General features: G+C 41.6%; 8 protein-coding genes and 1 pseudogene. All 9 read left to right on the forward strand.

Annotated features, from left to right (window positions below):
• The first annotated feature begins 21 nt into the window (after positions 1-21).
• The 9 genes and pseudogenes from DW640_RS00390 to DW640_RS00425 all read left to right on the forward strand — a co-directional run bounded on the left by DW640_RS00390 (position 22) and on the right by DW640_RS00425 (position 16,972).
• Complete coding sequence (locus tag DW640_RS00390; protein WP_199610185.1) at positions 22-2,379, forward strand: family 43 glycosylhydrolase; 2,358 nt, start codon at positions 22-24, stop codon at positions 2,377-2,379.
• 22 nt (positions 2,380-2,401) lie between these two features.
• Positions 2,402-4,504, forward strand: a complete 2,103-nt coding sequence (locus tag DW640_RS00395; RefSeq protein ID WP_117576827.1) for a beta-galactosidase — start codon at positions 2,402-2,404, stop codon at positions 4,502-4,504.
• A gap of 37 nt (positions 4,505-4,541) precedes the next feature.
• Positions 4,542-5,840 (forward strand): glycoside hydrolase family 28 protein, encoded by a 1,299-nt coding sequence (locus tag DW640_RS00400; RefSeq protein WP_072066964.1) that lies wholly within the window; start codon positions 4,542-4,544, stop codon positions 5,838-5,840.
• A gap of 12 nt (positions 5,841-5,852) precedes the next feature.
• Positions 5,853-6,812 (forward strand): polysaccharide deacetylase family protein, encoded by a 960-nt coding sequence (locus DW640_RS00405; protein WP_117576829.1) that lies wholly within the window; start codon positions 5,853-5,855, stop codon positions 6,810-6,812.
• 47 nt (positions 6,813-6,859) lie between these two features.
• A pseudogene (locus tag DW640_RS24285) lies at positions 6,860-7,774 on the forward strand (family 43 glycosylhydrolase); the annotation flags it as partial.
• A gap of 666 nt (positions 7,775-8,440) precedes the next feature.
• Positions 8,441-10,759: a beta-galactosidase gene (locus DW640_RS23880; RefSeq protein WP_072066983.1), complete on the forward strand. Its 2,319-nt coding sequence runs from the start codon at positions 8,441-8,443 to the stop codon at positions 10,757-10,759.
• 88 nt (positions 10,760-10,847) lie between these two features.
• On the forward strand, positions 10,848-12,212 hold the full coding sequence (locus tag DW640_RS00415) for a glycoside hydrolase family 28 protein (RefSeq protein WP_072066984.1): 1,365 nt from the start codon (positions 10,848-10,850) through the stop codon (positions 12,210-12,212).
• Between the two features lie 257 nt (positions 12,213-12,469).
• Positions 12,470-14,395, forward strand: a complete 1,926-nt coding sequence (locus tag DW640_RS00420; protein WP_117576831.1) for a hypothetical protein — start codon at positions 12,470-12,472, stop codon at positions 14,393-14,395.
• Between the two features lie 168 nt (positions 14,396-14,563).
• A complete protein-coding gene (locus DW640_RS00425; protein WP_117576833.1) occupies positions 14,564-16,972 on the forward strand; it encodes a glycoside hydrolase family 2 TIM barrel-domain containing protein in 2,409 nt (802 codons plus the stop codon).
• Positions 16,973-16,979: the final 7 nt, after the last annotated feature.

Below are 16,979 nucleotides of genomic sequence, written 5' to 3' on the forward strand. Positions count from 1 at the left end.
TTTTTAATCTTAAAGTGAACCATGAAAAAAGTATTTGCCTGGATGGCTTTGACTCTTTGGTCGGTAATGACAATCTTTGCAAGTGAGACTGCTTATCTCTTTTCTTATTTCATTAATGACAGTAAGGACGGTTTGCATCTTGCCTACAGTTATGATGGTCTGAATTGGACTCCTCTGAACGGTGGACGTTCTTTTCTGACTCCGGCTGTCGGTAAAGATAAATTAATGCGAGACCCTAGTATATGCCAGTCTCCCGACGGAACATTTCATATGGTCTGGACTTCCAGTTGGACGGACCGGATCATCGGATATGCTTCTTCCCGTGACTTGATTCACTGGAGTGAGCAACAGGCTATACCCGTGATGATGTACGAGCCGAAAGCTCATAATTGTTGGGCGCCGGAACTCTTTTATGACGAGCCTTCGGAAACATATTACATCTTTTGGGCGACCACCATCCCCGGACGTCACAAGGAAGTACCTACCAGCGAAAGCGAAAAAGGGTTGAACCACCGTATGTACTATGTCACAACGAAGGATTTCCGTACTTTCTCAAAGACGAAGATGTTTTTCAATCCCGACTTCAGTGTGATCGACGCGGCTATCGTGAAAGACCCTACACAGGGAGATCTGATTATGGTCGTCAAGAATGAGAACTCCAATCCTCCGGAGAAAAACCTGCGTGTGACACGCACGAAGAATATAGCCAAAGGTTTTCCGACAAAGGTATCTGCCCCGATTACGGGAAAATATTGGGCGGAAGGACCGGCACCTCTTTTTGTGGGTGATGCGCTTTATGTGTATTTTGATAAGTATCGTGACCATCGTTACGGAGCTGTCCGTTCGCTGGATCATGGTGAAACGTGGGAAGATGTATCCGATCAGGTTTCGTTTCCGAGGGGAATCCGCCACGGGACTGCCTTTGCGGTGGATGCTTCCGTCGTAGAGTCTCTGATAGCCAATCGGAGTTATAATCCGTTAATTCCTGATAATCTGGCAGACCCTTCGGTCTCCAAGTTCGGTGATACGTACTATTTGTATGGCACGACAGATTTGGATTACGGTTTGGGACGTGCCGGAACTCCGGTGGTATGGAAGTCGAAAGATTTTGTAAACTGGAGTTTTGCAGGCTCCCACATTCGCGGTTTCGACTGGGCGAAAGGATATGAATATGAAAATGACAAAGGTGAAAAGAAGAAAGGATATTTCCGGTATTGGGCTCCCGGAAAGGTGATTGAACAGGAAGGAAGGTATTATTTGTATGTAACGTTTGTAAAGCCGGACGAGAAGATGGGCACTTATGTGCTTGTTGCCGATCGTCCGGACGGCCCTTTCCGGTTTGCCGAGGGGAAGGGACTTTCCTTGCCCGGAACAGAGGAAGCGGATAGCCCTGCTGTTGTACCAGATATTGACGGAGAACCGTTTATTGATGAAGATGGTAAAGGCTATATTTTTTGGCGGCGCAGACTGGCCGCCCGTCTTTCGGATGACAAACTACACGTGGACGGGGAACCGGTAAGTATAAAAACTGCCCGTCAGGGGTATTCCGAAGGGCCGCTGATGTTCAAGCGTAAAGGTATTTATTACTATGTGTATACATTGAGCGGTCATCAGAACTATGCCAATGCTTATATGATGAGCCGTGAATCTCCTCTGACAGGCTTTGTAAAACCGGAAGGCAATGATATCTTCTTATTCTCGGCTCCTGAAAATCAGGTCTGGGGACCGGGACATGGCAATGTGTTCTATGATGAGGGAACAGATGAATATATCTTCGTCTACCTTGAATATGGAGACGGTGGTACTACCCGTCAGGTATATGCCAACCGGATGGAATTTGATGAAGACGGAACAATAAAAACGCTGGTGCCGGATATGCGGGGAGTAGGCTATCTGACTACCCCGCAGGAAACGAGGAAAAATGTGGCGCTTCAATCTCATTTTTATGCTTCCAGCGAGAAAGCGCCGCGCACTTCAACGGTCAGTATCGAGACACAGCCCAACCAACCTTTGCCGGACAAAGGTTCAGTGAAGAATTACACCCGTACGCATACTTATCAGGCTGCTCATGTGGCAGACGAATCAAACGGAACCCGTTGGATGGCGGCTGATACCGACAGTAGTCCCTTTATCACAGCGGATTTGAAAGAAGTACGAAAGGTGAGTGAGTGTCATTTCTTCTTTACCCGTCCCACAGAAGGGCATACATGGAAACTGGAAAAATCTGTAGATGGGAAGAACTGGCAGATATGTGCCGAACAAGGGAAAGTACAAGCCCGCTCTCCACATATTGCCGATGGTATCGGTGAAGCCCGTTATCTCCGTCTGCACATTCGCCGGGGGGACGCAGGCTTGTGGGAATGGAAGATTTATGAATAACTAAAACAGCGTAATAACTATAATGACAGAGAATATGAAGAGCAAAATTCTGACAGTCTTTTGTGCCGGTCTTTTGGCCCTTTCCGGGGGAATGCAATCCGTAAAAGCACAAACTTCTTCCTGGTTCAACGATAAAGACCTGACATTGACAGGAGTTTACTATTATCCCGAACACTGGGATGAAAGTCAGTGGGAACGTGATTTCAAGAAGATGCACGAGCTGGGATTTGAGTTTACGCATTTTGCGGAGTTTGCATGGGCGCAGCTGGAACCGGAAGAGGGACGCTATGATTTTGCCTGGCTGGATAAAGCAGTAGCTCTTGCCGCCAAATATGATCTGAAAGTCATTATGTGTACTTCGACTGCCACGCCTCCGGTATGGATGAGCCGGAAGTATCCCGAAATCCTGTTGAAGAATGAAGACGGTACGATTCTTGATCATGGTGCCCGTCAGCATGCCTCATTTGCTTCGCCGCTCTATCGGGAATTATCGTATAAGATGATTGAGAAACTGGCACAGCATTATGGCAATGATTCCCGTATTGTCGGATGGCAGCTTGACAATGAACCTGCCGTACAGTTCGACTATAATCCGAAGGCGGAACTGGCTTTCCGTGATTATCTCCGTACAAAATACAATAACGACATTCAGCTGCTGAACGACGCATGGGGAACCGCTTTCTGGAGCGAAGCTTATTCGTCTTTTGATGAGATAACCCTCCCTAAGCGTGTCCAGATGTTTATGAATCATCATCAGATTCTGGATTACCGTCGTTTTGCCGCAAAGGAGACCAATGATTTCCTGAATGAACAATGCCTGCTGATCAGGAAATATGCGAAGAATCAATGGATAACTACCAACTATATTCCCAATTATGACGAAGGTCATATCGGTGGCAGTCCCGCACTCGACTTCCAGAGCTATACACGCTATATGGTGTATGGCGATAACGAAGGCATCGGCCGTCGCGGTTATCGGGTGGGGAATCCGTTGCGTATTGCATGGGCGAATGACTTCTTCCGTCCCATACAGGGTACATACGGTGTGATGGAGTTACAACCGGGACAAGTAAACTGGGGCAGTATTAATCCGCAACCACTTCCGGGAGCTGTCCGTCTGTGGATGTGGAGCGTATTTGCCGGTGGAAGCGATTTTATCTGTACATACCGTTATCGGCAACCTTTATACGGCACGGAGCAGTATCATTATGGAATAGTGGGAACGGACGGCGTAACCGTTACTCCCGGCGGAAGAGAATATGAAACTTTTATAAAAGAAATCCGGGAACTCCGGAAGCATTATGCTCCCCGCGAAACGAAACCTGCCGATTATCTGGCCCGTCGTACCGCCATTCTTTTCAATCCCGAAAACTCCTGGAGCATCGAACGGCAGAAACAGAACCGTACATGGGATACTTTTGCACATATCGAGAAATATTACCGGACTTTAAAGTCATTTGGCGCCCCTGTTGATTTTGTCTCCGAACAGAAGGACCTGACAGAATATCCCGTGGTGATAGCTCCTGCTTACCAACTGGCTGATAAGGAATTAGTAAGTAAATGGATTGCCTACGTGAAGAATGGCGGTAATCTTGTATTGACCTGTCGTACAGCACAGAAAGACCGTTATGGCCGTTTGCCGGAAGCTCCTTTCGGTTCAATGATCACTCCTCTGACCGGAAATGAAATGAACTTTTATGATTTGCTGTTACCGGAAGATCCGGGTACTGTTGTCATGAATGGAAAGCAATATATGTGGAATACATGGGGAGAAATACTGATTCCCGCATCAGATTCGCAGGTTTGGGCGACGTATGCCAATGAATTCTATGAAGGTGGTCCTGCCGTCACGTTCCGCAAGCTGGGCAAAGGCACGGTGACATATGTCGGAGTGGACAGCCATAATGGTGCATTGGAAAAAGATATCTTGAAGAAATTATATGCGCAACTGAGTATTCCCGTGATGGATTTGCCTTATGGAGTTACGGTGGAATACCGGAATGGTTTGGGGATAGTGCTGAATTATGCTGATCGTCCTTATACATTCAACTTACCTGAAGGAAGTAAGGTTTTGATAGGGACGAAAGAGATTCCGACAGCAGGGGTATTGGTATTTTCATTATAAATAGTGGTTGATAAGATTAAAAAGATAATATTAGGTGATGAAACAAATTGTTGGATTAGTGTTAATGCTGTGTTGTACACAGATGTTGGCTCAGGAGGTTTTTCCTGATGGTAAAGCAATCCCTGACTGGTTCAGGGAAAATAAGGAAGTGAATGTGAATGCTTTGGGAAAGAAATATAGCATTACTAATTATGGAGTAGTGAATGATAGTACGATTGTACAGACGAAGAAAATACAGGAAGTCATTGATCTGGCTGCTCAGAATGGTGGTGGAGTTATAGTCATCCCTAAAGGTACCTTTTTAAGCGGCTCTCTTTTCTTTAAGAATAATACTCATTTACATCTGGAAGAAAATGCAGTATTAAAGGGAAGTGATGATATCAGTCATTTTCCGGTAAAAATGACTCGTATGGAGGGGCAAACCTTAAATTACTTCATGGCTTTGGTAAATGCAGACGGACTGGATGGATTTACTATTTCGGGAAAGGGGACATTGAATGGAAACGGACTTCGGTACTGGAAATCATTCTGGTTACGGCGTTCTATAAATCCGGATTGCACTAATATGGAAGAGATGCGTCCTCGCATTATTTATTTGTCCAACTGTAAAAATACTCAGATTGAGGGGATCAGGATTATGAATTCTCCTTTCTGGAGCACTCATTTCTATAAATGCAGTTTTTTGAAGTTGTTGAATCTTCGCATTACTTCGCCTGCCAGTCCTGTAAAAGCTCCCAGTACGGATGCAGTGGACCTTGATGTTTGTAATAATGTGCTGATAAAGAATTGCTATATGTCTGTCAATGATGATGCGGTAGCACTGAAAGGTGGAAAAGGACCTTGGGCAGACAAAGATGCCAATAATGGAGAAAATTATGATATTATTATTGAAGACTGCACTTATGGATTCTGTCATAGTGCCTTTACTTGCGGTAGTGAATCTATCCTTAGCCGAAATGTGATTGTTCGTCGTTGCAAGGTAGATAAGGCACGTGCTCTTCTAACCTTTAAAATGCGTCCCGATACACCACAAAAATATGAATATATTCTGGTAGAGGATATTACAGGAAATGTGCAGAATTGCCTGAATATAGCTCCTTGGACACAGTTCTACGATTTGAAAGACCGCAAAGATACCCCTCTTTCTTATTCTAATAACATTACGATGCGGAATATAGACATTGATTGTAATGTGTTCTTTAATGTTAAGAAGTCCGATCAATATAAATTGTCTGATTTCTGCTTTGAGAATCTGACAGTGCGGGCTAAGAAAGGAAAAGTAGATCAGAGTATAATCGATTCATTTGTGATGAATAATGTGAAGATAAACCAATAAAACGACAGAACAATGAAGATCTTTTCACTCTTTATCTTGAGTTTATTAATCACTAGTAACAGTTTGTCGGGAGCAGACTGGAATGTGTATATTGCCAAATACAAACAGGATAAGGCTTGTGCTATCAGTTATACTTTTGACGATGGATTGGCGGAGCATTATACACTTGTCGCTCCTCAATTGGAAAAAAGAGGTTTCCGGGGAACATTCTGGATCTGTGGTTCCAAAATTAATAAAGATAGTGAAACCATTAGCGACACTACACGAATGACCTGGCCACAACTCAGGGAAATGTCAGATAATGGTCATGAGATATCCAATCACGGTTGGGCGCATAAAAACTTTGCACGTTTTCCTATAGAAGAAATCAAAGAAGATATTTTAAAAAATGATAGTGCGATATTTGCCAATATAGAGGTAATTCCCCGTACTTTTTGTTATCCCAATAACAATAAAAAAGCAGAGGGAAGGAGAATTGCTGAACAGAATCGTGTAGGAACGAGACTCAAACAACGCTCTATTGGCAGCAAGTCTACTCCTGAAGATTTAGAAAAATGGATGAATACATTGATTGAAACAAATGATTGGGGAGTAGGGATGACACATGGATTAACTTATGGATATGATGCTTTTCGTAATCCCCAGCGTTTGTGGGATCATTGGGATCAGGTAAAGGCGAAAGAAGATAAAATATGGGTAGGAACATTTCGTGAAGTAGTATCTTATATAAAAGAAAGAGAAAATACGCAGCTGAATGTACTAAAGAATAATAATAAATTACTTATTACCCTGAAACTTGAACTCGATAAAGAGATATTTATTGAACCATTGACTATGGTAATAGCAGGCCAAAAGGTTAAGAAAGTTATTGTTCGGCAGGGAAAGAAGAAATTGCCGGTACAGATATCAGCTCATAAAGTAACCTTTGACTTTAATCCGTATGGTGGACTTATAGAGGTCTTGATTAAATGATTTTTGAGTAGTGTTAGTGTAATTGTAATCTTTAATTATAATATATCATGCAGAAAAAACTATTTTGTATTATAATTCTCTTTTTGTCACAGGTTAATTATATCGTTGGACAGAGCAAAGGAAATATAGTAGAGGGAAAATTTCTTCATATAAAAAATGATGTATTTTGGAATACTGAGAATCGGCAACCTATTTATAGTCAGGGAGGAGGTATATTTAAATTTGTCGATCCGAAGACACAAAAAGAAAAATTCTATTGGTATGGAGTACATTACAAAGAAGCAGAACTTTACCGCCATGACTCTTCTGTAACATATTCGGACAATCATTTTGAATCGGTCACCTGTTATAGTTCTATGGATCTGGTCAACTGGACTTTTGAAGGAGATGTATTGACAAAGAAGGAGGTAAAATATGACAAAGAACCAACTTGGGTAGGGCGGTTAGGAATAGCTTATGTTCGGGAACTGAACAAATATGCGATGTTTGTCCAACATGGAAGTCAAGTGTTAATCACTGTGTCGGATACTCCTGCAGGAGAATTTAAATGGTATCGGCAGATTAACATGAAGAATATGATTGGCACTACTAATACTGGTGACCAAACCGTGTTTATTGATGAAGACACAGGAAAATCATATCTGATTTATTCGTATGGTCGTGGCAGGAATAAAATTTATGTTTCTGAGATTGGAGTAAAAGAGGGTATGATTGACTTATTAGACTGTACACAAATTTTTCATGGCGAAGGTCGTGAAGGAAACTGTATGTTCAAATATAAAGGTAAATATTATATGTGTGCTTCTAATTTGTATGGCTGGGATTCTTCGTATGCGTATTATCTGATGGCCGATGATATAAGGGGCCCTTATATGCCGTCTAATGACATGAAAATAATGGATGGATGTACTGCAGACTATGCTCATGTCACGCAAACAGGCTTTTTTTACACAGTAAGAGGAAGTAAAGAAGAAACTGTCATTTATTGCGGGGATAGATGGGCTAATTTTGCAGGGAACGGACTGGGATATAATCAATGGTGTCCGTTGTCATTTAATGGAGATACTCCATATTTTAATTCACTTAGTTCATGGCATCTGAATATAGAAACTGGTGAGTGGAGAGTTGCCGACGACAATAATTATGTGAAAAATGGTAGTTTTGAGGCTGATAGAAAGTATATCCCAAGTGCTCGTAAACCTGTTCAAGAGCAATTGTTGGGTTGGACTACTACTATAATCGAAGGTAATCAGATAGCTGTTGGAGATTCTTGTTCACCAGTGTTGAACTACATGAACAGTAAGGATGACCGGAAAGTTGTTGTTGGAGAGAAAAGTATGAATATTAGTGATCATATTAAATTCAAAAGAAAAGTATCTCAGGTGATAACTTCTTCACCTTATGTTCCTTTACAGGATGGCTATTACACATTGTCTGCAAAAATCAGAAACAGTAATGGTTTTACTAAACTTGAAATGTATGCTGTCAGCAACGATAAAGTCTATAGTTATAGTATCAAAGAGGAACAGGCGGCATGGACGACTATTGAACTGAAGAGTGTGCTTGTAAAAGATGGTAAAGTTGAGATTGGGTTTGTTGCAGAAGGGAATGCGAATGCTTATTGTCATATTGATGATGTAGCGTTGGTTAAACGGGGACAGCATGTATATGAACTTTCAATTCCGGAAGTAGCAAAGAAAATATACAACGGACATTTGAAACTGGGAGGAACTTCTCCAACAGGAGGAAGCATTGAAGTAAATAGCTTTTATATGATGGAGAATGGAAAACCTGTAATTCCTATTATGGGAGAGTTTCATTATAGCCGTTATCCCGTGGAGCAATGGGAAGAATCCATCTTAAAAATGAAAGCGGGTGGATTAACTGTCATTCCGACTTATGTGTTCTGGAATGTTCATGAGGAGAAAGAAGGTGTTTTTGATTGGTCGAGAAATAAAGATTTGCGTAAATTTATAGAACTGTGCCATAAGCATGATATGTCTGTAATCGTACGTATAGGTCCCTTCTGCCATGGTGAAATACGAAATGGAGGTCTTCCTGATTGGTTGTTTGCAAAACCGCTGGAAGTTCGTTCCAACGACGCGAACTATCTGAAATATGTAGGGCGATTATATAAAGAAATAGCTGCTCGGTTAAAGGGGTTATATTATAAGGATGGTGGTCCGGTCATTGGTATCCAAATAGAAAATGAACATCAGCATTCGGCTGCTCCATGGGCTATTTGTTATCCGGGAGAAAGGAAAGATTTTACGTCAGCTACGTATGATTCATCTATTACCATGGTTGGTGTAAGCGCTCAGGAGAAAAAGATTACAACAGCTGAGCTAGGTGAATTACACATGCGTACTTTGAAGGAAATGGCGGAGAAGGAAGGTATGATAACTCCTTTGTATACAGCTACCGGATGGGGAAATGCTGCGGTAATAGGAAATGAAGCCATACCTGTAACGGCCGCTTATACATATCCGTTTTGGGCAGAACCATTTATGTCGCAATTCTGCTTGTTTAAGGATATTCAACGTAATCCGGACTATGAACCTGTTCGTTATGATACGGAGAAGTATCCTTCTTTCTGTGCTGAAATGGGAGTCGGGATTCAGATGATTTATGCCCGGAGGCCTATAGTAAAAGCTAAGGCGGCAGAAGCTTTGATGGTACGGACTTTGGGAAGTGGAGCGAATGGTATCGGCTACTATATGTATCATGGGGGCTCTACACCCAAGCGAAGCAATAACAGTGGATTCTTTAGTGATGAACCTATGGGAGTACCTAAGATTTCTTATGATTTTCAGGCACCTATCGGAGAATTTGGATTAATACGTGATTCATATCAGAATCTGCGGGTTCTTCATACATTCTTAAAAGACTTTAGTAGCTTGCTGGCTCCTATGGAAACCGTTCTGTCTGAGGGGTATGACCGGATAACTCCGGATAATAGAGAGACGTTGCGATATGCTGTCCGTGTAAAGGATAATTCAGGTTTTATTTTTATGACTAACTTCCAGGACCATGATACAGCACGCATTGATCAGGAAAATATACAATTCAAACTGAACCTTCAGAGTGAGAAACTGATGATTCCTGCCAAAGGTACTTTCACCTTGAAAAAAGATGTAAGTGCTATTCTGCCTTTTAATTTGCGTATGGAAGATGCGGTTTTGAAATATGCGACAGCCCAACTGTTGACTAAGATAGAAGATAATGGTTTCGAGCATTATTTTTTCTTTGCACCTGAAGGACTTACTCCGGAATATAGTTTTGATAAGAGTACTTTGAGATCGGGCAAAGCATTTTATACACCAATGCCGGGAACAAAAAGTACATTTACGGTTACTACTAAGCAAGGAAAGAAATTGAAAGTTACAACATTGACTCGTGAGCAAGCCTTGAACACCACAAAAGTAAATGATCATATTTTGATTACCCGTGCTACTGTCCTGCCGGAAAAAGATAAATGTACTCTGCTTAGTCTGGGAGAGAATCGTATTGATTATATTCTTTATCCTTCACATGTCGGTTGGAAACAGCAGTCTGCTGAGGTGGAAGCCGTTCATGTCACAGCTGATTGGAAAAAAGTTGGCGTACGTAGAATGACTGTACATGTTGAGCAGCCTTCTTTGCCTCAGGTTAATGAATATTTCTTGCGCATTCATTATGTGGGAGATGTAGCAATGGCATTTATGAATGATTCGATGATACTTGATCATTTTTATTATGGTGCTCCATGGACAATTGGTCTGAAGCGTTTCCAAAAGGAGTTGAAAGAGCATGATATGAATTTCTATGTCCGCCCTTTACATAAAAAAGCTTCTTTCTTGAATGATCTTCCAAGTGAAGTTATTCCTGATTTTACACAACAAGAAGAAATTTGTAATATTAGTCATGTAGAGATTGTCCCCGAATATAAAACAACAATTAGGTTCTGATAATATTTGTAAGGCAATAGCCTTATCTTTGTCACACTTGAATAATTAAAAATAAAATAATATTATGGCAACAAGTTTTATTAAATGTATGATGAGTATATGCTTTTGTTTGTTAACTGTACTTTCCTCTTTGGCAGGTGGGAACTATAAGACAATAAAAGTAAAAGCTCCTTTCCCCATGCAACCGATTAAAGTGTTTATTTATCCGGACAGGGATTTTAAGATAACAGATTTTGGGGCTGTAGCAGGCGGAGAAATTAATAATACAAAGGCGATTGCTGCTACTATTGACGCATGCAACAAAGCGGGTGGCGGGCGTGTCGTTGTTCCGGCAGGTACCTGGCTGACAGGTCCTGTTCATTTCAAAAGCAATGTGAATTTGTATCTGGAAGAGAATGCCGTTCTGAGTTTTACGGACAATCCGGAAGATTATCTTCCGGCAGTAATGACTTCATGGGAAGGGTTGGAATGCTATAATTACTCACCGTTGCTTTATGCATTTGAATGTGAAAATGTAGCAATCAGCGGTAAAGGCACTTTGCAACCGAAGATGGGAACTTGGAAGGTGTGGTTCAAACGCCCTCAACCTCATTTGGAGGCGTTGAAAGAACTTTATACCAAGGCGTCTACCGATGTGCCTGTTATTGAACGTCAGATGGCGGTAGGTGAAAATCATTTGCGTCCGCATCTGATACATTTCAATCGCTGTAAGAATGTGATGCTGGATGGATTTAAGATTCGTGAGAGTCCGTTCTGGACCATTCACCTCTATATGTGCGATGGCGGGATCGTCCGTAACCTAGATGTGCGGGCACATGGGCACAATAATGATGGTATTGACTTTGAAATGAGTCGTAATTTTCTGGTAGAAGACTGTTCTTTTGACCAGGGTGATGATGCTGTTGTCATTAAAGCCGGTCGTAATCAGGACGCATGGCGTCTGAATACCCCTTGTGAGAATATCGTGATCCGTCATTGTCAGATATTGAAAGGACATACCTTACTGGGCATCGGCAGTGAGATCTCCGGTGGTATACGGAATATCTATATGCATGACTGTACAGCACCTAATTCAGTGATGCGTCTTTTCTTCGTGAAAACAAATCATCGCAGAGGAGGATTTATAGAGAATATCTATATGAAAAATGTAGCGTCCGGAACAGCCCAGCGGGTACTTGAAATAGATACGGAGGTGCTTTATCAGTGGAAGGACTTGGTCCCGACTTATGAAAAGCGAATCACTCGTATCGATGGCATCTATATGGATAAAGTAACTTGCGAATCGGCAGACGCTGTATATGAACTGAAGGGAAATGCTGAACTTCCTGTGAAGAATGTGCGGATAAAGGATGTAAAGGTCGGTTCGGTTAAGAAGTTTGTGAAGAAAGTAAGTAATGTTGAAAATGTGGTAGAAAAGAATGTAACTTATCAAATGGAGGATAATAAAGACTAAGCAAAAAAGTTCATATATGAACTTTAATTTGTTTTTGAGTTCATCCCTGTTTTTTTACATGTAAACTGTACATAATTCCAGTTGAGAATGTGGATGATTCTGTACTTTTGACCATCGCTGAACTACTAATCTGAAATAAAAAGGATACTTTTCGAAGTGTCGGCATTGTGCACTTTTTATGGAAGCTTGGTGAAAGATCAGCGATGTGTTTTTTGTGAACTTACAGATCATTATTTGTTTAACTAAATTCTTTTAAAATGAAAAATGCCTTGTTTTTTCTGGCAGCAATTTTGTTGCTTACAGTTTCGTGTACTGACAATCAAATCCAGTTGAATGGTGATGAACCTGAACCGACTCCTCCGGCAGAGCGGGTCGAGCCTCCTTTGAAACGTGCATTGTGGGCTTCGATTAACGGAAGAAAAGATGCTTCTTACTATCCCGAATACAATAATAAGATATTAGTGAGCTGGCGTATGTTTCCCACCGATGATTCTTCTACAGGCTTTGACCTTTATCGGAAGAGCGGTAATGAAGAAGAGGTGAAACTTAATGAAGAACCGATTACTTTGTCGACAAACTTCCAGGATATAACTGCCGACCGTAATAAGGATAATACGTATCGGTTATGTTTTGCCGGTTCTGATGAAACGTTGGATACTTATACCATAACGGCAGTACAGGCATCGGCCGGACTGCCCTATATTTCCATACCATTGGCCGGTACCACAGGTGTCAGTTCAGAGTATTATTATGATGCCAATGATGCCAGTGTCGGTGACCTGGACGGAGATGGGGTTTATGAGATTGTACTGAAAAGGCTTTTGAGAAGCAGTTCTTCGACAGAGGACGAAGAGGATGAGTCAGAAGCCGTACAGATGGGACCTTGGCATACTACCTTGCTGGAAGCATATAAATTAGATGGTTCGTTCTTATGGCGTGTAGCTTTGGGCCCGAATGTCCCGGTGGGTAATCTGACCTCTTTTGCTGTCTATGATTTTGATGGTGACGGAAAATGTGAAATAGCGGTTCGTACCGCAGAAGGCACTGTCTTTGGAGATGGAACAGAAATAAAAGATACGGATGGGGATGGTAAAGTCGATTATCGTGTCGAAGGCTCGGCTCATATTCATGGCGGACCGGAATTTCTGTCGGTATTGGATGGTATGACAGGAAGAGAGTTGGCTCGTACTGATTATATCGCGTTAGGTAAAAGCGAAGACTGGGGAGATAACTATTACAAACGTTCTGCCAGTTATCGTGTAGGAGTGGGATGTTTTTCGGGTACTACCCCCTCTATTCTGATTTGTCGTGGAGTATATGGAAAGATGGTATTGGAAGCCTGGGATTTTCAGGGCCAAGAGTTAAAGAAGAGATGGAGATTTGATACTTCAGACGGTGTGCACGGTGATTATGCCGGACAAGGAAATCATAGTTTAAGTGTGGGAGATGTGGACGATGACGGGTGTGATGAAGTTGTATATGGAGGTTGTTGTATAGACCACAATGGTAAAGGCTTGTGGAACTCCAGGCATGGACATGGAGATGCCTTGCATTTAGGTAAGTTTGACCCGTCAAGAAAAGGACTGCAAATCTGGTCTTGCTTTGAGGCTTGTCCTTTTAAAGTAGGTGCTGCTTTGAGAGATGCGAGAACGGGAGAGACTATCTGGGATTTTCCGTATAGTGGAGATATGGGACGTTGTCTGGTAGCCGATATTGATCCCGATAGTCCGGGCTGTGAAATGTGGTGGTATAAAGGTAATGCACATTCCTGTACGGGAGCTGATCTCGGATATGGAGCCGGTTCTAGCAGTATGTCTTACAATATGGCTGTCTGGTTCTCCAATTCGTTGAATCGTCAATTATTAGACCGGAGTAAGATTGATGCGCCCAAAGAAAAACGTGTATTTACTATTTATAGATATGAAGTGACTACTATCAATAGTAGTAAAAGTAATCCCTGTTTCTATGCGGATATCTGGGGAGACTGGCGCGAGGAAATTATTCAGGTAACAAGTGATCAGACTAAACTACGCCTGTTTACGACTTGGTATCCGACAGATTATAAATTTCCTTATTTGATGAGTGATCATGTTTATGAAATGAGTGCTCTCAATCAAAATATAGGATATAATCAACCTACGCAGTTGGGTTATTATTTAGGGTCTGATTTGTATAAAAAGTAAGTAATCATATTTAAACAAAAGTCTCAGGTAGTTTGTCTCTACTTGAGACTTTTTTTGTTTTACGGGTGATAAACGATAAATAATCTATGTAAATGTACAAACTTCTATGTACTGATATTGAAACCGGGATTATCTTTGTGCTACTATGAAACTATTAATATACACAAAATGAAAAAACTGATTTTATTATCTTTATTGACTCTTCAATTTGGTTTGCTCGCTGCACAAAATGCTGATGGGCAGGGGCGTTTGTCTCGCTTGTTTAATTTCGGATGGAAATTTCATGCAGGTGACTTGAAAGATGCCTATTCTGTAAACTATGATGATAGTAGCTGGCGTGTATTGGATCTGCCTCATGACTTTCAAATAGAACAGCCGTGGGATAAGGGTGCAGGGGGAGCTCGTGGTTTTAAAGCGATGGGAACCGGTTGGTATCGTAAAACATTTAAAGCCGATCCTGAATGGAAAGGAAAACGGGTATTACTCGATTTTGAAGGAATTATGTTAATAGGTGATGTCTGGGTAAACGGTCAGAAAGTAGGAAGTACAGACTATGGGTATATTGGCTTTGAAACGGACATTACTAAATTACTAAGATATGACGCAGATAATGTGGTAGCTGTCAGTGCTTCTACCGGCAAAAAAGGAGGATCACGCTGGTATACGGGAGGAGGTTTGTTCCGGGATGTCCATTTGCTGGTTAAAGACTATGTTTCCATAGCCCGTCATGGCGTGTTTATTTCTACTCCTAAAGTAACGGAACAAAGTGCAGATATCAATGTACAGGTTGAGGTGGAAGGTATTTCCGGGAAACAGCTGGATGTGGAAATCAATGCCAGAATCTTTTCTCCGAAAGGTGAATTGGTGACGGAAACAAAGGGAATGGCTCCTAAAAAAAATAAACTGGCTACTGTTGAAGTCCCACTTCCGGTAGTTGCAGTTTCCAATCCCCAGCTATGGTCTTGTGAAACACCGAATCTCTATAGAGCAGAAATAACATTGGTCCGTGATGGAAAAGTTATCGACAATGTAACTGAGAAATTTGGTATTCGCACACTTGAATACTCTCCGGAGTTTGGCTTTAAACTGAATGGTAAGAAACTATTCTTGAAGGGTATTGCCAATCATCATGACTTAGGTGCTGTAGGAGCAGCGGCATTCGACCGTGCTATTGAACGGCAGTTCGAATTGCTCAAGAAGTTCGGTTATAATCATGTGCGTACATCACATAATCCATATTCGAAATCCTTTATGGAGTTGGCTGATAAACATGGTATTCTGATTGTAGATGAATTGATTGATAAGTGGAGCGACAAATCATATTGGGGTGGACGGGTTCCTTTTACTCAATTGTGGTATAAGATGATTCCCGAATGGATTAAACGCGACAGAAATCATCCTTCGGTTATTATGTGGAGTTTAGGTAACGAATTGCAGATGAGGGAAGATCTGGCTGGATTCCCTACCGGTGATTGGGGTGTTACGACTTATCGAATTTTCGATGTGCTTGTAAAGCGATACGATTCTACACGTAAGACAACGGTGGCTATGTATCCTTCGAGAGCTGGTGCCATCAGTAGAAAAGATGCAGATTTCAATAAGAAAGTTCTTCCTCCCGAATTGTCTACGGTGACCGAAGTTGCCAGCTTCAATTATCGTTATCCTGATTATGCGAAGTATCTCGAAGCTTGTCCCGATTTAATCGTGTATCAGAGTGAAGCAACAAGCAGTGAACTTACTGCTCCTTTTTTCGGTATGGACCGGGATAAGATGGTAGGACTTGCCTACTGGGGAGCTATTGAATACTGGGGGGAATCGAATGGCTGGCCTAAAAAAGGGTGGAATTATTCATTCTTTAATCATGCTTTGGAACCCTATCCTCAAGCGTATTTGATAAAGAGTGCTTTCAGTGATGAACCTTTAGTTCATATCGGGGTAGTCGATAGTGAGAAAGAAAGTATTGAATGGAATGATGTCATAGTAGGTCGTATGCCTCTTTCATCTCATTGGAACAGAGTTGAAGGAAGTAAGCAGAATCTGTTTACATATACAAATGCTGATGAAGTGGAGTTATTGGTTAATGGGAAATCTTTGGGTATTCAGAAAAATAAACGTGATGATATACAAAGCCGCAATATGATTTACTGGCAAAATATACCTTATGGCAAAGGAGGAAACATCATAGCGATTGCACGTAACAATGGAAAAGAAGTTGCTCGTCATATGTTGGAAACGACAGGCAAGGCGAAAGCTCTGAAAATAGAGTTGGAGAATGCAGACTGGAAAGCAGATGGAATGGATTTGCAGTATGTAAAGGTATATGCTGTTGACAGTAAAGGACGGGTGGTACCTGCTACTGAAGGTGAAGTTACGTTTGAAGTCTCAGGTGAAGCCAGACTGATTGCCGTAGATAATGGTGATCATATGACAGATGAGCTTTTCTCAGGAAACCACAAGAAGTTACATCAAGGATTTGTAATGGCTATATTACGTTCCAGTCAGACTAGTGGAAATGTGAAGATCAAGACTTCTCTGAAAGGATTGAAGAGTGCGGAAAAGAAGATGATGACTAAGTAATAAATGA

Origin of the sequence: Bacteroides sp. AM23-12, assembly GCF_003434395.1 — a bacterium.
Classification (GTDB): Bacteria; Bacteroidota; Bacteroidia; order Bacteroidales; family Bacteroidaceae; genus Bacteroides; species Bacteroides thetaiotaomicron.